The sequence below is a fragment of the Comamonas thiooxydans genome (assembly GCF_002157685.2).
GTDB lineage: Bacteria > Pseudomonadota > Gammaproteobacteria > Burkholderiales > Burkholderiaceae_C > Comamonas > Comamonas testosteroni_H.
Genome location: NZ_AP026738.1, coordinates 4,918,315 through 4,937,608, shown reverse-complemented (window position 1 = coordinate 4,937,608; position 19,294 = coordinate 4,918,315). Strand labels below are relative to the sequence as shown.

Annotated in this window: 15 protein-coding genes and 1 pseudogene; 6 read left to right on the top strand and 10 right to left on the bottom strand. The window is 60.9% G+C overall.

From position 1 onward, the window contains the following. Position 1: 1 nt before the first annotated feature. Positions 2–907 (bottom strand): 3-hydroxyacyl-CoA dehydrogenase family protein, encoded by a 906-nt coding sequence (locus CTR2_RS23020; protein WP_238707567.1) that lies wholly within the window; start codon positions 905–907, stop codon positions 2–4. Between the two features lie 324 nt (positions 908–1,231). On the opposite strand from CTR2_RS23020, the pseudogene CTR2_RS27605 reads away from it, so the two are divergent. Then, positions 1,232–1,498: pseudogene (locus tag CTR2_RS27605) on the top strand (IS5/IS1182 family transposase); the annotation flags it as partial. A 28-nt stretch (positions 1,499–1,526) separates the two neighbouring features. On the opposite strand, the gene CTR2_RS23010 reads toward CTR2_RS27605, so the two are convergent. After that, a complete protein-coding gene (locus CTR2_RS23010) occupies positions 1,527–3,092 on the bottom strand; it encodes an MFS transporter (protein ID WP_087080673.1) in 1,566 nt (521 codons plus the stop codon). Positions 3,093–3,225: 133 nt separating this feature from the next. Here CTR2_RS23010 and CTR2_RS23005 point away from each other — a divergent pair, with 133 nt between their 5' ends. Continuing rightward, positions 3,226–4,188, top strand: coding sequence for a LysR substrate-binding domain-containing protein (locus CTR2_RS23005; RefSeq protein WP_087084451.1), 963 nt, complete (start codon positions 3,226–3,228; stop codon positions 4,186–4,188). Positions 4,189–4,507: 319 nt separating this feature from the next. Here CTR2_RS23005 and CTR2_RS23000 read toward each other — a convergent pair whose 3' ends face one another. The 8 genes from CTR2_RS23000 to mhpA all read right to left on the bottom strand — a co-directional run bounded on the left by CTR2_RS23000 (position 4,508) and on the right by mhpA (position 13,019). After that, on the bottom strand, positions 4,508–5,368 hold the full coding sequence (locus CTR2_RS23000; protein WP_087080675.1) for an alpha/beta fold hydrolase: 861 nt from the start codon (positions 5,366–5,368) through the stop codon (positions 4,508–4,510). Positions 5,369–5,425: 57 nt separating this feature from the next. Then, a complete protein-coding gene (gene dmpG / locus CTR2_RS22995) occupies positions 5,426–6,457 on the bottom strand; it encodes a 4-hydroxy-2-oxovalerate aldolase (RefSeq protein WP_087080677.1) in 1,032 nt (343 codons plus the stop codon). Positions 6,458–6,471: 14 nt separating this feature from the next. Next, a complete protein-coding gene (locus CTR2_RS22990) occupies positions 6,472–7,422 on the bottom strand; it encodes an acetaldehyde dehydrogenase (acetylating) (protein ID WP_087080680.1) in 951 nt (316 codons plus the stop codon). 22 nt (positions 7,423–7,444) lie between these two features. After that, positions 7,445–8,419 carry a Bug family tripartite tricarboxylate transporter substrate binding protein gene (locus CTR2_RS22985; RefSeq protein ID WP_254913218.1) on the bottom strand — a complete coding sequence of 325 codons (975 nt, stop codon included), beginning with the start codon at positions 8,417–8,419 and terminating at the stop codon, positions 7,445–7,447. A 14-nt stretch (positions 8,420–8,433) separates the two neighbouring features. After that, the gene (locus tag CTR2_RS22980; RefSeq protein WP_176391589.1) at positions 8,434–9,411 is read right to left on the bottom strand and encodes a Bug family tripartite tricarboxylate transporter substrate binding protein; all 978 of its coding nucleotides are present in this window, start codon (positions 9,409–9,411) and stop codon (positions 8,434–8,436) included. Between the two features lie 65 nt (positions 9,412–9,476). After that, entirely contained in the window at positions 9,477–10,268 is a 792-nt protein-coding gene (gene mhpD, locus CTR2_RS22975; RefSeq protein WP_087080684.1) for a 2-keto-4-pentenoate hydratase, read from the bottom strand. Positions 10,269–10,281: 13 nt separating this feature from the next. Continuing rightward, the gene (locus CTR2_RS22970) at positions 10,282–11,247 is read right to left on the bottom strand and encodes a 3-carboxyethylcatechol 2,3-dioxygenase (protein WP_254913219.1); all 966 of its coding nucleotides are present in this window, start codon (positions 11,245–11,247) and stop codon (positions 10,282–10,284) included. A gap of 2 nt (positions 11,248–11,249) precedes the next feature. Further along, positions 11,250–13,019, bottom strand: a complete 1,770-nt coding sequence (gene mhpA, locus CTR2_RS22965; RefSeq protein ID WP_087080688.1) for a bifunctional 3-(3-hydroxy-phenyl)propionate/3-hydroxycinnamic acid hydroxylase MhpA — start codon at positions 13,017–13,019, stop codon at positions 11,250–11,252. A 322-nt stretch (positions 13,020–13,341) separates the two neighbouring features. Here mhpA and CTR2_RS22960 point away from each other — a divergent pair, with 322 nt between their 5' ends. From CTR2_RS22960 to CTR2_RS22945, 4 genes are all read left to right on the top strand, one after another. Next, on the top strand, positions 13,342–14,127 hold the full coding sequence (locus tag CTR2_RS22960; protein ID WP_087080690.1) for a DNA-binding transcriptional regulator: 786 nt from the start codon (positions 13,342–13,344) through the stop codon (positions 14,125–14,127). A gap of 454 nt (positions 14,128–14,581) precedes the next feature. Continuing rightward, on the top strand, positions 14,582–15,103 hold the full coding sequence (locus tag CTR2_RS22955) for an RNA polymerase sigma factor (protein ID WP_087080692.1): 522 nt from the start codon (positions 14,582–14,584) through the stop codon (positions 15,101–15,103). 119 nt (positions 15,104–15,222) lie between these two features. Continuing rightward, on the top strand, positions 15,223–16,245 hold the full coding sequence (locus tag CTR2_RS22950) for a FecR family protein (protein WP_176391590.1): 1,023 nt from the start codon (positions 15,223–15,225) through the stop codon (positions 16,243–16,245). A 136-nt stretch (positions 16,246–16,381) separates the two neighbouring features. Continuing rightward, the gene (locus CTR2_RS22945) at positions 16,382–19,234 is read left to right on the top strand and encodes a TonB-dependent receptor (protein ID WP_254913220.1); all 2,853 of its coding nucleotides are present in this window, start codon (positions 16,382–16,384) and stop codon (positions 19,232–19,234) included. The last annotated feature ends 60 nt before the right edge of the window (positions 19,235–19,294 follow it).

Genomic DNA, 19,294 nt, shown 5'->3' with positions numbered 1-19,294 from the left:
CTTACTGCACGGCAGCGTCGCCCACGGAAGGCAATTCGCTCTTGAGAAGTTCGAGACCTGCCAGCAGCGTCTTCTGGTAGCGCTGTTTCTCCTGCGCGATGCTCTCTGGAGTCCACTTGAAAAAACCTTCTCCGGACTTCATGCCGAATTTGCCCTCAGCCACTCTTTGCGAAAGGCATGGGCTTGGCTCCTTGTTGGCCGCCAGCGATGGATACATCGTTGCTCCAGCGGCGCAGTGGACTTCCAGACCTGCATGGTCGCGCTGAAGCACGGGGCCCGCTGCAAGAAAGCGAAAGCCGAAGCCAAAGCGCACGGCTGAATCCACGTCTTCGGCTGATGCAATGCCCGCTTCAATCAGTGCAAAAGCTTCGCGAGCCAGCGCGTGCTGCAGACGGTTCGCCAAAAAGCCTGGCAAATCCTTCTTTACCAGCACCGGCACCATGCCGCACTGGCGCATGAAAGCATGAAGGTTCTCTGCACATTCCATGCGGGATGCCTCGCCGCACACCACTTCAACAAGAGGCGTCAGATGCGCAGGCATGAAGAAGTGCAGACCCAACATGCGTTCCTGCGTTGCAAGGCCTTCTGCAATTGCCGTAATGGGGAAGCTCGAGCTATTGCTGGCCAGCAATGCATCTTTGCGGGCGTGCTGCTCGAGTTGCTTGAAAAGCGCTTGCTTGATGTCCAGGCGCTCCGGGATGCATTCGATCACAAGATCCACAGAGCTCCAGTCGAGGTCGTCCAATGACGAGACGACGGACAGGTGGGCAAGCTGCTGCGGCGCATCCAGTTGGGTCAAGCCGTGATGGACCAGCCCAGGGACTTTGGCAGCCCGGTCGGGATTGGACTCGACAACAGTCGTTTTGCAAGCGCCTCGGCAGAGGACGACCGCGACATCGGCTCCCATAGTCCCGCCGCCAATAACAACAGCATGTGAACGCGAGGGGCGGAAAAAGTGCCCAGGCGCACTGAAAATCTTTTGCTCCAACTGATGTCTCCAGGTTCTATGAGTCTTGGAGGGAGTCTGGAGGGTTTCAATAAATTTGTTAAACAAATTTATTGGGATAAATATCCTGATTTTTAAATATATTGTGATGTGACTCTTCTATCTGTGAAGAGCCGCCAACACGATTCAGCAAATCGCAGGCGGTGCAAAGTACGGCAGTCTTTGATCGACTTGGAGTCGTGTCATGAATTTGCCGCAGCAACGCATTGGGAAGCTATGCCGCACGCTGGCGCTACCGTGGACGCTACCTTGAGTGCTGCACTGGCATTCACCAGGAATAGAAACAAGGTGCATGGTGAAGAGATGCACCAGAGCGGGAAAGGCAAGCAGTGGTACTTCGGCATGGATGCTGATTCTGGCCTGGTGCACACAGCAGGTGGCACGGCTGCCAATGCCTGCGATGTTGTCGAAGCCTGCGGCTTGCTGCCTAGGCAGGAAGTCGATGTCCATGGCAATGCAGGCAACCAAGTTGCAGATCAGCGAGCAGATGCTTGCCCATCGGCTTGGACTGCCATACAGGTCACCGTGCTGCTCTGCGACCCGAGAAGATCACAAAGCTGCCCAGTGCCAGCAGCCACACGGCGATGGCCGCATAGAGCATTACGCCGCCAAAGCTGTACACCAATGCCTCGCGGGCAATGTCTGTCAGTGCCTGTGGCGAAGTGACGGCGCCAGCACCTGCCTGCAGGGCTTGCAGGTTGCCCGAGGCAATGCCGTTGGCCATCTCGCGCAGCGCTGCAGCATCGACAGGGTCGCGCAATGCGGTTTGCAGGTGCTGCTGTACGCCATGCACCAGCAGGAAACCCATCAGCGCGATATTGATCGACAGCGTAATCATGCGGGCACTCATGTCGATGCCGGATGCCATGCCGGCGCGTGTGCTCGAGACCGCTGCCGTGGTGGTATTTGTCACCGGGGTGTTGGTGATACCCAGCCCTGCGCCGGCAATCATGCAGCCCGGCAGCACGTAAAGCCAGTGGCTGTGGGCGAGCTGGCTGCCAGCGAGCATCAGCATGAATCCAAGACCGATGGCGAATAGCCCCAGCGGAATGGCGATACGCGGGCCATAGCGCATGGCGATGCGTTCTCCGACCACCGGGAACACCAGCGTGGGAAGGGTGTAGGCTAGCAGCGAGACACCGGCGGCCGTGACATCCTGACCTAGCGCACTCTGAAAATAGATGGGCAGGTAGATGATGAACGCCCAGAAGCTGAAGTTCATGCCCATGGAGCCCAGCAGCGCACCGGAGAAATTGCGCACCCGAAAGACGGAAAAGTCGAACATGGGATGCAGGGCACGCAGTTCCACCCACACAAAGGTCGCAAAACTCAGCAGACCCACAGCCATGGCGGACAGCGCAGACATGCTGCCAAAACCGGTGTCGGAGCCTTGCGTCACAAAGAAAGCCAGGCCGAATACCGCGAGGGACAGCGTGATGATGCCCGCAAGATCCAGCGCGCCGGCCTTGGGGTCATGCGATTCCTGCACGGCGATGGCGGCCAGAAAGAAAGTCAGCGTGGCAATCAGCACATGTACCCAGAACACCCAGCGCCAGTCCGATAGGGCGACGATCATGCCGCCAATCAGCGGGCCAAAACCCAAGCCTATGCCGAGCATGACTCCCCAGGTGCTGAAGGCGCGGCTGCGCTCGGCGCCGTGCGGAAATTGGTGCGAGAGGACGGCTACCAGGCAGATCAGCATGGCGCCACCGCTGGCCCCCTGGAACACGCGGCTGGCAATCAGCATCGGTGTGTTCCATGCCAGGCCGCACAGCAGCGATGAAAATGCAAAGAGGGCTATGGAGATCAGAAAGACCCGCTTGCGGCCAAACCGGTCCGCCAGTGTCCCGGTGGCCATGAGCACCGAGACGCAGGCGATGGTGTAGGCATTCATGATCCACTGAATGCCTTTGAAGTCACTGTGCAGAACGGACTCCAGCGTGGGAAGGATTACAGGCACGCTGGAGATTTCAAGGCTGAACATCAGTGCGGCCAGACAGACCGATAGCAGTGCGATGCGATTGCGCCGGGTCGGTGCCAGCTCCAGGCTGCTGGTGTTCAAGAGATCAACATCATTCGAGGACATGGTTGCGCACTCCAGAAAAGGGAAACGGCGTTCTGGCGCAGAACGTTCAATGCGAGTCTATGGGAATAAAATTCTTAAATTAACGCATTGATTTCCCATTTTTGGGGAATGAAAGGATTCAATAGACATGGCTGTGCAAGACCCTCTGGAAGGAGTTTCCACCTTTGTGCAGGTGGTGGAAGCGGGCGGCTTCACCCCTGCTGCCCAGCGGCTTGGTGTGACGCGCTCTGCCGTGGGCAAGGCCGTTGCCAGGCTGGAGGCACGTCTGGGCACGCGGCTATTGCAGCGCAATACGCGTAGCCAGACCCTGACCGAGGAGGGGCAGATCTACTATGAACGCTGCACTCGGGCACTCAAGGAGCTGGATGCAGCCGAGGCAGATCTGGACAGTGGCCGCATGGAGCCCATCGGCCGCCTGCGGGTCAGCGTGCCAGAAGGCTTTGGGCAACTGTGCGTGGCGCCAATACTGCTGAATCTGACGCGTCTGTATCCGCAACTGAACATCGATCTGTCGTTCGGCGACCGTACAGTGGATCTGATCGAGGAGGGATTTGACCTGGCCATACGCATAGGCCCGCTGCATGACAGCGGCACCTTGTCTGCGCGCCTGCTTGGCACACAGCACATCAGCATCGGAGCTTCCCCGGCCTATCTGGCACGCCACGGCACGCCCAGCCTCCTGGAGGAACTCGATGGTCATGCGGTCATCAGTTACTCGCGCTCGGGTGTCGTCGCTCCGTGGAGTGTTTCGCCAGTTGCTGGGCGAGACGGCAGCTCAGACTACCGCCTGCAAGTGCGTTCCCAGATCAGCATGGACGATATCCAGGCCATTGCCGCTGCTGCCGTGGCGGGCTACGGCATTGCGTGGGTACCCTGCTGGCTGCTGAGCAGCTATGCCAGGCGTGGAGAGCTAGTACATATCCTGCCGGACTATCGGGCCCGCTCCTATGAGATCCATGCGCTCTGGCCACAGGCACGGCAATTACGTCGCAAGTTGAGGGTGGCCATCGACGCACTGGTGGCTGAAATTCCGGCTTTGCTGAATGCCGATGATGATGCGGTGGCAAAAAACGACAGTTCAATCCGTTCTCGGTAAGGGCTGCGCTTTTCCACTAGCGGAGCATGTCCCAGGCGGATGTGTTTGTGCCGCAGAAGGATCACAGTGAGTGAAATGCTTCGAAGTGGTCCTGGCGGCGAAACGCGGAATTTCGCTTGATTGATGCCAATATCCGTTTGACAACCAGACTGTCGCATCCAGTTGTGTTCAATCGGCAGCGGAGCCCGCCTGAGGCAGAGATGGTTGGGCCGCTGACCTGAATTCCTGCCCCGCATCCCAAACAAGCCATTGAGCTGTTGTCCATGCACGGCATTCATCTCAATGGCTTGCTCCCACTTCTTGCTGGTTCACTGGCCGGTCAGCGAGCGAGAAAGTCTTGAACCATATTGTTGAAGACTTCGGCGTGCTCCCACTGTGCCCAATGGCCGCACTGACTGAACACGTGGAATTCTGAGTTGGGAATGCCCCATAGCAGGCGCAGGCCTATGTCCAATGGCACAAAGCGGTCGTCACGGCCCCAGATGATCAAGGTCCTGGCCTTGATTTCAGGCAGGCGTGCGCCGTAGTCGCTGAACTGCTTCGGGTTGATCTGGGTGCTCTTGACGAAGTTTTCGAGGTGATCGCGGCGGGCCAGGATATTGGCCAGACGCTGCTGATACAGCTCTTCGGTCAGGCTGCTGCTGTCGTATACAAACACATTCATCATGCGCTTGAGGTTCTCCACCGTGGGGTCGCGGTATAGCGCGCCGATGAGCTTGATGCCTTCGGCGGGCATGGGAACGAAGGCGCTGGGTCCGCCGGTGCCGCCGCCCATGAGGATGAGCTTGCCCACCATCTCGGGATTGGCCAGCGCAAAGCCCACGGCGCTATGACCGCCCATGGAGTTGCCGATGATGTGAACCTTGGCGATGTCCAGCGCGTCCAGCACCGCCTTGAGACAGCGTGCGTTCAGATCCGAACGCGAGCCTGTGCTGACGATTGTGTCGCTTTTGCTCCAGCCGGGGCAGTCCAGCAAGATGACACGGTATCCCGCATCCACCAGCGGTTCGATATTGCGGTGGAAGTTGGCCCAGCCGCTGGCGCCTGGACCGGAGCCGTGCAGCATGACCACGACTTCGTTGCCGGAGCCGACATCGTTGTAGTGCAGCCTCAGGGGCTGTCCCGCTTCGGTGATAGTGACAAAGCGACTGCTGGAGGCTTCCGTGTGGGGTGCGTTCATAAATGACTCCGTGAAGGCGGCAGCCACGGCTGGCTGACCGCGAGGATGGTGAAAAGATCAGAAGGAGGCAGCTTCGCGTTGCCTCAGCAGGTCCAGGGCGACGTCGACAATCATGTCTTCCTGACCGCCAACCATGCGACGCTTGCCCAGCTCCACAAGAATGTCCACGGCCTTGAGGCCATATTTGGCCGCCGCAGCTTCGGAGTGACGCAGGAACGAGCTGTAAACGCCTGCGTAACCCAGTGCCAGCGTCTCGCGGTCCACGCGCACAGGACGGTCCTGCAGCGGGCGCACGATGTCGTCGGCCGCATCCATGAGCTTGTAGAGATCCGTGCCGTGGTTCCAGCCCAGGCGCTCTGCGGCTGCGATGAACACCTCCAGCGGAGCATTGCCGGCACCCGCGCCCATGCCGGCCAGGCTGGCATCCACGCGGTCGCAGCCTTCTTCCACGGCCACGATGGAGTTGGCCACGCCCAGGCTCAGGTTGTGGTGGGCGTGCATGCCGGTCTGGGTTTCCGGCTTGAGGATGTCCTTGAAGGCCCTGAAGCGATCGCGCACATCGCTCATGCCCAGGGCTCCGCCGGAGTCCACAACGTAGCAGCAGGTGGCGCCATAGCTCTCCATCAGCTTGGCCTGTTCAGCCAGGGCCTTGGGCGAGGTCATATGGCTCATCATCAGAAAGCCCACGGCCTCCATGCCCAGATGGCGCGCGTATTCGATATGCTGTCTGGACACGTCGGCTTCGGTGCAGTGGGTCGCCACCCGCACCACGCGGACTCCGGCTTCGTAGGCGGCCTTGAGGTCGTGGACGGTGCCGATGCCCGGCAGCAGCAAGGTGGTGATCTTGGCATGCTTGACCACGCTGGCCACGGCCTCTATCCACTCCAGGTCAGTGTGGGCACCAAAGCCGTAGTTGAAGCTGGAGCCTTGCAGGCCGTCGCCGTGAGCGACCTCGATCGAGTCGACCCGGGCCTCATCCAGGGCCTGGGCGATCTGTCTGGCCTGCTCCACGCTGTACTGGTGACGAATGGCGTGGCTGCCGTCGCGCAGGGTCACGTCGGAGATGTAGATTTTCTTGGTTTGCGTCATGGTGTGTCGTCTCCTCAGGCGGCCACGGCGAGCGTCGCCAGCATGCGCTCGGCCATATGCTCGGCGGTGCGCAGGCCGGCGCTGGTCATGATGTCCAGATTGCCGGCGTAGGCGGGCAGATAGTGGGCCGCACCCTCGACTTCCAGAAAGATCGAGGTCTTCAGGCCCGTGAGGGCGTTGCCCACGCCGGGAATGCGGATCGGGCTATCGATACGGTCGAACTGCACCTGCTGCTTCAGGCGGTAGCCCGGCACGTAGGACTGCACGGCAGCGGCCATCTGCTCTACCGATGCGGCAATGGCGGCCTCGTCGGCCAAAGCGCTCAGGGTGTAGACCGTGTCGCGCATGATCAGGGGCGGCTCGGCCGGGTTCATGATGATGATGGCCTTGCCCTTGGTGGCGCCGCCCACGACCTCGATCGCCTTGGACGTGGTCTCGGTGAACTCGTCGATATTGGCGCGGGTGCCGGGGCCGGCACTCTTGCTGGCGATCGAGGCAATGATTTCGCCGTAATGCACCTTGGCCACACGAGAGACGGCAGCCACCATGGGGATGGTGGCCTGGCCGCCGCAGGTGACCATGTTCACATTCGGCGCATCCAGATGCATGTCGCCGTTGACCACGGGAATGCAGTACGGGCCGATGGCCGCCGGCGTCAGGTCGATCATGCGGATGCCGGGCTTGAGGCTGCGCAAGAAGGCATCGTTCTTCACATGTGCGCCGGCGCTGGTGGCATCGAATACAAAGTCGATCTCTGCAAACCCGGGCATGCGCGTGAGGCCTTCCACGCCTTCGTGGGTGGTGGCCACGCCCATGCGGGAGGCGCGGGCAAGACCGTCGGAGTGGGGATCGATGCCGACCATGGCGCCCATCTCGATGTTTTTGCCATGGCGCAGGATCTTGATCATCAGATCCGTGCCGATATTGCCGCTGCCGATGATGGCGGCCTTGAGTTTGCGCGTCATAGCGTTTACCTTCAGAGAAAAATCAGTCGATACCAGCTCCGCTGGACTGGATCAGCGGTGCCCAGCGTGCGATCTCGCTGTGGATGAATTGCTTGAATTGCTCCGGGGTTTGCGGATAGGCCTGCATGCCCTGGCTTTCGAAGCGTTTCTGTATGCCCGGGTCCTGCAAGGCTGCGACCAGTGCACGGTTCAATGTCTGGACCACTGTGGCAGGAGTTCCGCTTCGCACGGCTGCACCGAACCAGACGCCTGCATCGATTCCGGACACTCCCAGCTCCGCCATGGTGGGAACATCGGGCAGCTGGGGACTGCGTCTCGCAGAGGCAATCGCCAGCGCGCGCAGCTTTCTGCCCCGGATCAGCGCTTCGGTTGAACTTGTGGGATCGAACATGAAGTCGACCCGGTTTGTCATCACGTCCTGCAGTGCCGGCACCGAGCCTTTGTAGGCCACATGAGACATGCTTCCACCGGTTCTGCTGCGAAACAGCTCCCCCAGCAGGTGGCCGATGGAGCCCAGGCCTTGTGATGCAAATGTCAGGCCTTGCTTGCTGCTGCGGGAAAGCGCCACCAGCTCGCTCAGCGTCCTGACAGGACTGTCGGCCGCAACCACGAGCACCAGAGGAGAGGTGACCAGAGACGTTATCGGCTCGAAGTCCTTGACGGGGTCGTAGGCGAACTTGCGAAACAGCGTCTGGTTGATGGCAAACATGGCGGTGCCAGCCACATACACGGTGTGACCATCGGCTGCCTGCTGAAGCACGGCGCTGGCCGCAATCTGCCCTCCTGCACCAGGCTTGTTGTCAACAATCACGGGCTTGCCCAGCTGATGGGCCATGTGCTGACCGAGGGCTCGGGCCATGACATCGCTGATACCTCCGGCGGAAAACGGCAGCACGAGTGTGATGGGCTTGCTGGGAAAGGCCTGTGCCGCGCTGAGGCCGCCGATCGTCAGGCTGCCCAGGCCCAGGGCCGACTGCAAAAGAGTTCTACGATGCAAGATTGGCTCCCTGCTCACTCGATCGAAGCGCCGCTGGCCTTGACCAGAGGACCCCATTTGGTCAGTTCCGACTGCATGAAGCTGCCAAACTGGGCCGGGGTTGAGGGGAAAGCCTGCATGCCTTGATCGGCAAAACGCTTGACCACTTCGGGGTCCTTCATGGCCTGGTGGATGGCATCGTTCAGACGTTCAACCACAGCTGCGGTCGTGCCTGTCTTGACCACAGCCCCGAACCACACACCGGCATTCACGCCGGATACGCCGAGCTCGGCCAAGGTCGGCACCTCAGGCATTTGTGGCGAGCGCTTGTCGGCCGCAATCGCCAGGGGCTTGAGCTTCTTGCCGGCCACCAGAGGGGCGGTGGTGATGACCGGGTCGAACATGAAGTCCACCTGCCCCCCCATCACATCCTGCAGCGCGGGTGCCGAGCCTTTGTAGGCCACATGATTGAACTTTCCGCCCACCTTGCCCCGGAAGGTCTCTCCGAGAAGATGTCCGATGGAGCCCATGCCCTGCGAGGCGAAGCTCAGTCCGTCCTTGCGGCTCTTGGCCTGGGCTATGAGTTCCTTGACGCTGGTCAGTGAACTATTGGCAGGAACGACAAGCACCAAGGGCGAAGCAATCAGCGACGTGACGGGGGTGAAATCCTTCAGCGGGTCATAGGAGAAATGGCGAAACAACGAGGGGTTGATGGCAAACATCTCGGTGGCACCGACATACAGGGTATGGCCGTCGGCCGCTTGCTGGCGCACATAGGCGGCCGCAATCTGGCCGCCACCGCCGGGCCGGTTGTCAACGATGACAGGTTTGCCAAGCTGCTCCCCCATCTTGCTGGCCAGCGCACGCGCCACCGCATCGGTGATGCCTCCGGCCGGGAAGGGGACGACCATGGTCACGGCCCGATTGGGGAAATTCTGCGCGATGGCGGGTACACCCACGCAGGCAGCGAGCGAAGCAGCACCGGCTGCGATCAATTGACGTCGGTTCCACATGATTTGTCTCCTGAATAATCGTTATGAGCAATGGAAAACGGGGCGGGGAATGCTTTCGAGAAGATCTAGCCTTCAAACTGCGCGCACACCGAGCCGATGCCGCTGATGCGGGCTTCGAAACGATCGCCGGCATTCACGGTGACCATGGGACCCAGGGCACCGGTCAGCACGAGGTCGCCGGCTCGCAGCGGCTGGCCAAGGTTGGCGAGTCTGCGGGCCAGCCACACGGCTGCATTCAGGGGATGGCCCAGGCAGGCGCCACCGGAGCCGGTGGAGACGACATCGCCATTGCGCGTCATCTGCATCTGGCATAGCTTGAGATCCAGCGCGTTGAGCGCAGTCGGTACGGCGCCCAGCACGACCAGACCGCTGGACGCGTTGTCGGCCACGGTGTCAATGAAGCGGATGTTCCAGTCGGCAATGCGGCTGCCCACGATCTCGATGGCCGGGAGCACATAGGCGGTGGCGCTGATGACGTCCACCAGCGTGGTGTCGGGTCGCTCCAGATCCTTGGCCAGTACCAGCGCCACCTCGGCCTCGACCTTGGGCTGAAGCGTCCGCGACAGGGGAACTGCCTCATCGTCGCCATAGAGCATGTCGGCGAACAGCGTGCCGAAGTCGGGTTGGTCCACGCCCAGCTGCTTTTGCACGGCAAGGGATGTCAGCCCGATCTTGCGACCCACGATCCGGCGGCCCTGGCTCTGCGCATATTGCACATTGACCAGTTGCACGGCATAGGCGCTGTCGTTGTCGGTGATCTCCTCGCGCAGGGGAGCAATGGGGGTGGCGGTGGCTTCCGCGTGGCGCAGGCGTTCGGCCCAGACCTGTATTTGCGTGGTGGTCGGCATGGCAGTCATGAAAGGATGAGGATCAGTGGTGCATGAACATCACTCCATAGCCCGCAATGAGCGATGGAATGGCGCGGTAGGCCCTTACCGGGCAAGACAGACGGGTGTTGGCAGGCAGGGCGGACCGCGCCACCAGCCAGGTCTTGGACTCATGTGCAGAGTTGCCGGCCATGGCGCCGATCGAGGCTTCGCTCATTGCACATAAGCCGTCCAGCTGGCCGCTGGCCATAGCGTCCATCCATTGCAGATCCCATTCGGGGTTGAGCGGCTTCATCCAGCTGTCGCCATGGGCCAGGGCCAGTCCAGCAGCCTTGACGCGTTCGGTCTTGAGCTCACGTTCCTGCTCCGTAGGGATGGAACGGACGGTGATGCGTTCACGTACGGCTGGGTCAGGATGGGCCAGTGTCGGCACGGGAGGCTCGTGCGACAGCCCGCCGGAGCCGATCAGCAGCGTGCGCAGAGGCAACTGGTCGAGAAAGCTGCCAACGCCTTCTCCCAGTGCCTTGCATCGGGCCATGCGCGCAATACCGGGCTGGGCCACTGCGTTCATGAAGATGGGGATCACGGGCGGCGTGTCCATCTCGTCCCCCCACAGGAACTGCAGGGCCTGCGAAAAGCCGTGATCGACCAGCATGCGCCGCGACACCGCGATATCGAAATGTCTGTCCATCAGATGGTCGGCCAGCGCTATGGCCAGTTCTCCAGCCACATTGAGGGGACCGGCGGGAGACAGATAGTCGCCCACGGCCGTTGCCTGGCTGCCGATGCAGAACGGCGGCATCAGCTCATTGAAGAAGCCGTTGTAGTGATCCGGCCCCAGCAGCACGATGAGCTCCGGGGCGAACTCATGAACGGCCGCACGCGCCGCCGCAATCGCCTTGTCGATGGCGATCTGATCGTCCGCAGCGACAGGGTTCAGTCCGAGCAAAGGCGAGTGCGACATGCCGAGAAATGCCCGGCGTGCAGTGGCGATGGCGCTACCACTCATCTTCAGGCCTCCAGCGGGGAGTGCAGTACCCGTGCCATCTGACGCGTGACAGCGCTGACCTCTTGCGGAGATGCCAGCGCCGCGACAAAGCGGTCCGGGCGCACGAACACCACCGACTTGCCCTGGGCGCTGAACCAGTCCTTCAGGCGGCCTTGTTCGTCGCCAACGGTCAGCACACCATCGCGGGTCGGTGTCGGGTGAAGCAGCTGGCCAGCGGGCATGGCACGAATGAAGCGGGCGCCAAGGCGCTGCCAGAAATTCAGAGCCTTTTCGTCCATGCCATAGCTGGGGTCCGTACCCCAGGCCAGAATGCAGAAATTCAGCCCCACAAAGTCATCCAGCAGGCCAGAGTGGCCATTCGCAGTGGCAACACGAGGCTGAATGAACATCCGGCCTACGGGGCTGGACGCTGCCGTCTCCAGGCCATGCACCAGACGCCCCACCAGAGACTCCTTCTTTTCCGCCATCAGGCCCAGGAGGCGGCCCAAGGGCGTGTTACCCGAGCGGTCCAGCAGGCCAGCGAACGGCGTCCTGGCTCCTTGATTGCCGGAGCCGGTGTGGTGCAGCACCACGCCCTGCTCGTAGCGCGGCATGGGCTTGAAACGCATCTCGGCGAAGTATTGCTTGACTGGCGGCACAGCGTTCAGGGCAAGCATCACCGTGTCGCGCACTTTGGCGGCAGTATGGCTTTCAGGGGCGAAGATGTCGCCTGCCACTTCCGACAGATGGATCATGCTGCGCGCATGGTCGCGGCGTTCCTGCTCGTAGCTATCCAGCAGATCGCTGCGGGCCTCTCCCTTGACGACCATGGCCAGCTTCCAGGCGAGATTGCTGGCATCGCGCATGCCGCTGTTGTAGCCCTGGCCCTGCCAGACGGGCATGATGTGCGCGGCATCACCAGCCAGCAATATCCGGTCGACCCGAAACTGCGCCGCCAAGCGTGCGTTGTGCGTGTATACGCGCTTGCGGATGTAGTCGACCTTGTCTGGATCGGCGACGACCTTGCGCATCAGCTGGGCCAGATTCTCCGGTTTGGAGAGTTGCTCTTCGGTCTCCCCGGGCATGACCATGAATTCGAAGCGGCGAATGCCATGCGGCAGGGCTGCAGAGACATAGGGACGCTGCGGATCGCAATGCATGTCGATATGGGGCGTCCCCAGCGGGTCATTGCGCACATCGACCACGATCCATTGGTTGGGTTTGGTGCGCCCCTCAAAAGGCACGTTCAGCATGCGACGCACCAGGCTATTGCCGCCATCGCTGGCGACCAGGTACTTGGCGCGCAGCGTGCGCTCTACGCCATCGGCATCCTTGAGGGTGGCTGTGATGCCCGCATCGTCCTGGGAGAAGCTGTGCAGCTCATGACCCAGCAGTACCTGAACCTGATCAAAGCGCTGCAGCCCCCGGTACAGGATGTCGTCTACCTGAGGCTGGATGAAGGCGTTGCGACGGGACCATCCGTATTCATCGGTGCGAGGCTCGATCGAGGCAAAGCACTGGCCGCTGGCGGTGTAGAAGCGCATCCAGTGATGGGGAGTGATGTGTGCCTGTACCTGATCGGAAAGACCCGCTGCCTGCAGCGTCCGCAGGGATTCGTCGTCAATGCCGATGGCTCGGGGATAGTCGATGATCTGAGGCAGCTTCTCTGCCACGATGACGCGCACGCCAGCCATCCCCAGAGTGTTTGCCAGTGTCAGCCCTACCGGGCCGGCGCCAATGATCAGGACATCGGCATCGTCTTGACTCGCTTGGTTTTCTTGGGGGGCGTTCATTTTCAGTCTCCGTATTTGGTGAGTGCATCGAGTGCTGTTTTGATAATTGTCAAAACACTCGAGGAGTCTGAAAATGGTGTGCACCTGGTGCACATATTGCTAGGTGCATACCCTTGCTGCCGATGTTTTCGCCGGCTATCTGTCGAGGCCAGGCCTGCCAGATGGTCTTTGGAGCGATGGATGGCAGGGCCGCGCATGGCTGAGCATCGGATTGAGAATATTCATTGCGCGCAGCAGCAGAGCGCCTCGCAATTGCGCCCCATGGCTTGCGGTATTCATACTTGGGCACTCCCAAGAAATCTTCACTTTTGAGCACAGTCCCATGAATGACTACAAGGATGTACGCAGCTTGTCGCGAGGCCTGGCTCTGCTGCAGGCAATGAATAGAGCCCCTGGCGGCATTGCTTCAACCACGGCACTGGCACAGGCATGCGATATTCACCGCACCACCGTCAAGCGATTGATGGAGACCTTGCGGGCGGAGGGATTCGTGCGCAGGGGGGAGAAAGACGGGCAGTACTACCTGACTTTTGCAGTGCGCAGCCTGAGCGAAGGGCTTGTCGATGATGCCTGGGTGGAGCAGGTCGCATTGCCGCTGATGCGTGCTGCGGTGCCCGAGCTGCTTTGGCCTTGCGATCTGGGCACCGTGGAAGGCGGCTTCATGGTTGTGCGTGAAAGCACGCACCGTTTCAGCCGCTTGTCTCAGCATCGCGGCATGATCGGAGAAAAGCTGCCGCTGTTCTTCACCGCGATGGGACGAGCCTATCTGGCATCCTGCTCCACCGATGAGAAGGAAGGCTTGCTCTCACTTCTCGCGCAACGTGACGATGCCACGGGGGCTATGGCAAGAGACAGAGCGTCGGTGGAGCGTTTGATTGAGGAAACGCGACAGCGCGGATATGGCATCAGCGATGGTGACTGGCATCAACAGGCGCCCTTTGGCGCAGTGGCTGTGCCATTGAAGTGCGGACGTCGCCTGATCGGAGGCCTGAATCTGGTCTTCCCCAAGTCTGCTGTCGCCAGGGAAGAATTGCTTGCCCGCTATCTTCCCCGACTGAAGAAGCTGGCTGTGCGCATGGGCAAGGATGTGGCGCCTTGGCTGGACTAGATGTTCAACCGGGAAGGTCTTGTTTTCGTGGAACTTCATATCTTTTCAAGCCGCTCTCGAGTCTTCGTGCAAAGCAACTGCCTGCCTAGGGTATTTCTATAGTTGTCGCACCTTCATTGAGAACCAGTCATCCCGCAGATATTCACAGCTGACCGCTTCAGGCAGGTTCAAGCGTCAAAGCGAATGGCAGCTGATGCCGATATCAGACATTGAGCGCAGCAAAGAAAAATTCGACAGTCGATAGATGACGATCGATCTACAAAAAGCGGCTCAGTTTCAAGTGCGTCGAAGTCCCGAGTGGAAGCAGGTCTGCCGAGGCGCTGTCTCCTTGGAGGCGCGAGAGAAAAAATCCCGAGGGACTGCCGCCATCTGGAACATCAGCTTCGGGGAGCAGTCTGTGCTTCCCGGCAAGGCGTAGGCTTCATTGTTTTATGAATGAGATTCATTCTCAATCATGGATACAATCCACGTCTTCATCATGTCCAGCGACCCTCAAAGTATCTTCATTGCCCATCGCCGGGAATTGCTGGCCTGGCTCACCTACCGCGTGCACGATATGCATGTGGCTCAGGACATGCTGCAGGAGATTTTCCTGCGCTTCATCGAGGCCACGGCAGTTGCACCTGTGCATGATGCCCGGGCGTATCTGTTCCAGATGGCGCGCAATATGCTCGTCGACATGGCCCGCCAGCAGGAGGCGCGCAAGACCGCAGCGGTTGCGCCAGAGGAGCTGGTGCACATAGCGGACACCGCGCCTGGTCCGGATCAGTCGGTGGCTGGCCGCCAGCGTCTGCTACAACTGGCTGAGGCTTTGAAGGAGCTGTCGCCGCTCACTCAGGACATCTTCATGCGCGTGCGGGTGCAGGAGCAAAGTTATCAGCAGGTGGCGGATGCGCTGGAGATCTCCACCAGCTCGGTGCAGAAGCATCTGGCGCGGGCCTTGGCCCACGCCATGGCGCGCTTGCCGCTTCACTGAAGCTTTGCAGTGTGTCAGAGCGCCAGATGCTTGCCTTGGATGAAAATTACTGGTTTGCCAATGCTTGAACGTCTTCCCATCATGCACTCCAATTGTTTGCATTCAGACAGCAGTTTTTTGTGAATCCTTCATCTCAATCCACATCCCTTCACGATGCAGCTGAAGACATCCGCTTGCAGGCTGCCGCCTGGCTGGTGCGTCGTGCGGACGAGGGCTGGCTGCCTGAGGATGAACAGGCCTTGCAGCTTTGGCTGAATGCAGAGGCTTCAAATCGCCAGGCTTATGCCCATGCCCAGCGCATCTGGGCCGAACTGGGGGCGCTGGGACAGTCGGGGCTGCTGCCAGCGCAGGGCGCAGAAATGGTTTCGGAGACAAAACCTTTGCTGCAAGGAACCGTGCAGCGGCGCATGTTGTGGAAAGGTGCAGGGGCAGCAGTATTTGCTGCAGGCGCCTTGTGGATGGGGGCCGGCAGCCAGATCATGCTGGCTTTTGAGGCTGATTACCGCACCGGGGTGGGAGAGCGTCGCGAAGTGGCGCTGCCCGATGGCAGCCGCGTGCACCTGGGCGGCGACAGCGCCGTGGCCGTGCGATACGACACGCGGCAGCGACATGTGGCTTTGCTTCGCGGCGAAGCCTTGTTCGACGCGAAGCCTGTGGATGTGTCCGGTGGGCGCGATGCGGAGAAGCGGCCTTTTGTGGTTGCTGCGGCCGACGGGCGTACCCGTGCTCTGGGCACCCGCTTCATCGTCGAGCGATTGGACGAAAGAACTCAAGTGACCGGTGTGTTCCACCAGGTGGCGGTGTCGCTGGACCATGCGCCGCAGGATGCCGTGGTGCTATCGCCAGGTCAACGCGTCAGTTATGACAGGCGGGGCATAACGCCTGTGCAGGATTTGAGCGAGGATGCCGGCCAGTCCTGGGAGCGTGGGCTGCTGGTCTTCGAGCGCATGACGCTGGCTGATGTGGTGGATCGTCTCAATCGCTATCACTCGAGCCGCATTGTGGTGCGTGACCAGATGCTGGCGCAGCGGCGCGTCAGCGGCGTCTTTCTGCAGTCCGATGCGGCAGGGGCGGTGCAGGCCATCGCTCAGGAACTGGGGGCGAAACTGTTGCAACTACCAGGGGTGGTAGTGTTCTTTTGAAGTATTGAAAATAATTTTGATTCGTATTTACTGAATCTTGCGCGTCAACCGTCTTCTCTGAAGAGAGGCATCGCAGGCTGCATCCAGGAATTGGGTGTTGCGTCTGCCTTGCGGTCACCGAACTTCAGAGGACGCCATGAACCGATGGGCAACAGGAGCCGACAGTGCTCTGCTGCAGACATACAGTCGCCAAGTCAACGAGCACGCCAAGGGGCGTCGCACAGCCATCGCCATAGCGATAAGCATGGCCTTGCTGGGGCAGGCCTGGGCTGACGAGAAGCCGGCCCGGCCTGCTGCAACGGCACAGGGCGATGTGGCTCAGGAACGTGTGGAGTTCGATCTGCCCGGAGGAGACCTCGGTCAGGCGCTGGTGGCTCTCGGTGCGGCAGCCGGACTGCGTCTGGTCTTCGATCCGCAAAAGTTGCAAGGTCTGTCCGCTCCGGCCGTACGGGGTGTGATGACGTCGGGCGAGGCACTGACCCGGCTTTTGCAGGGCAGCGGCTTCGCGCATGTGTTCACGGGCAACGGGGTGGTACGGCTGAAGCCTGTGTCTGGATCCACCGCAGACACTGCTGCTGCACCGGATGCCGAAGAGGGCGAACCACCAGGCCGCGTCATGCCAACCGTGCTGGTTCTGGCCGATGCTGAACGGGATGAGAAGGATCGGCAGTACCGCACGGCAGGCTCCAGCAATGTGCTCAAGCGCGAAGACATCGAACGCTTTCGAGGAACCTCGGTGGGCGATATCTTTCAGGGCACTCCCGGTGTGCTGATTGGCGAGAACCGCAACAGCGGCGGTCTGGATGTGAACATCCGCGGCATGCAGGGGCAGGGACGTGTGCCTGTGCTCGTCGATGGTGCACGCCAGGAAACCACGGTCTACCGTGGCTATGCGGGCGTCGCTTCGCGCTCCTATATCGACCCCGATCTGATCGGTGGGATACAGATCGAAAAAGGGCCTGTCATGGGGGCGCAGGGCACCGGTGCGGTGGGGGGACTGGTCAGCGCCCGGACCCTGAATGCCGATGACATCGTGCGGCCGGGGCAGACCTTTGGCATCCGTCTGCGCGGCAGCCTGATCGGGAACAACAGCGGCTCGGCACCCGCGCCGGGGACCAAGGCAGGCTTCAATACCGGAGGCAGTTCCAGCAACGGAACGGGAGGCGTCTATCGCACCAACTGCGTGATTGCCAGCCTGTGTGGCGGGCCATTCGACATCGCCAATGTGGTGCCACCTACCGAGAGCATGAACCGGCCCGGCCTGATGCAGCCCAAGAGCTGGGCGGGAAGCATCGCGCTCGCCAAGCGTTTCGAGAAGGCCGATATTGTCGCGGCCTACGCACGTCGCAGCCAGGGCAACTATTACGCGGGAACCAAGGGGCCGGTGCCCACGCTGGATCTTTCGGAAACCTATAACCGCGGCTTCTATACCGAGGTGGTTCCCAAGGTGGTGGGGGCCACGCGTTTCCGTGGCGGCGAGCGCATTGTCAACACCAACCACGAGAACGAGTCGGTGCTGCTCAAGGCGCGCCTGTACCTGCCCAATGATCAGGAGCTGGAAGCCGGCTATATGCGTTACACCAGCACCTATGGCGAGCTGATGCCGTCCCAGCTGCTGTGGCTGGGGCAGGTGGCCCAGACTTCCAACAGCAAGGTGACTGCAGATACCTATACCCTGCGTCACCGCTGGAACCCCGAGAACAATGACTGGCTGAATCTGAGCAGCAATTTCTGGCACACCAACACGGACAGCCTGAATCAGAACTACTCGGAAGAAACCGTCAACGAGATGTTCGGCGCCGGCTCCGAAAACTACAAGCGCTGGGGCTTCGACGTCAGCAACAGCATGCGCTTTGGCAGCTCCGGCGGTATCAAGCTGGACTACGGGCTTGCCGCGCAGCTGGAGAAAGTCAACGGCGTTGCCACCGGCAATATGCTCAGCTCAGGCGGGCGCATGGGACGGCGCACGGAATGGAGCCTGTTCACCGATCTCCAGTGGAAGCCGCTGCCCAGCGTGACCCTGGGGGCCGGTCTGCGCCATACCCGCTTTGAGTCGCGCGATGACAAGCCCATGATGGTCAGCCCCGACAGCGCTTACTGCGTGGACAGCAAGGGCACGGGAAGCTGTGATCCCCTGATGATGAACAGCCGCAACAACGGCACATCACCCATGTTCAGCGCGCTATGGGATGTCACGCCCAGCGTGCAGCTGTATGCACGCCATGCACGTGCCATGCGCATGCCCAGCCTGTTCGAGACCACGGCGGGCTACTCCGTCTCTCCCTCGCAGGACATCCACCTCAGGCCCGAGCGCACGCTCAATCGCGAGATCGGCATCAACTTCCTCAAGGATGGGGTCTGGCGCAGCAGCGACAAGCTGCGCGCCAAGCTGGCTTACTTCAGCAACACCACCAAGGACTATCTCACCCGCACCTTCCCCAACACCTGGGAAGAAGGCTCCGGTCGCCAGTTCTTCACCCTGCGCAATATCGAAAGCGTGAGCTTCGACGGTTTCGAGGTCTCGGGCTCCTACGACATGGGGCCGGTCTTCATGGAGGCCAGCGGCACGCGCTATACCTTCATCGAGACCTGCCACTTTGGCAGCTTCCGGCGCTACACCTGCACTGACTACGGCATCGCCAACAGCTATGTCAACAACATGATTCCGCCCAAGTGGCACGCCAGTGCCCTGCTGGGTGCCCGTCTGCTGGAGCGCAAGCTCACCGTCGGAGTGCGCGGCACCTTCATGGGCAAGCGCAATCCGACACCGGAATTCAACAACGAAACCGCCCAGGGCTTCAACCAGGTCGTGCCGTGGCACTCGTATGTCCTCTGGGATGTCTTCGCCAGCTACAAGCTCAGCGACCGCGTGAATGTGGACTTCAACGTGGACAACGTGACGGACCGCTATTACCTGGACGCCCTGAGCCTGGGCATGGTCCCGGCGCCGGGACGCACGGCACGCCTGAGCGTGACCATGCAGTTCTGACAGCGCATTGCACGCCTGTCTGCGCGCCTTTTTCGATTCTTACGCAGCATCAGCCTGCTT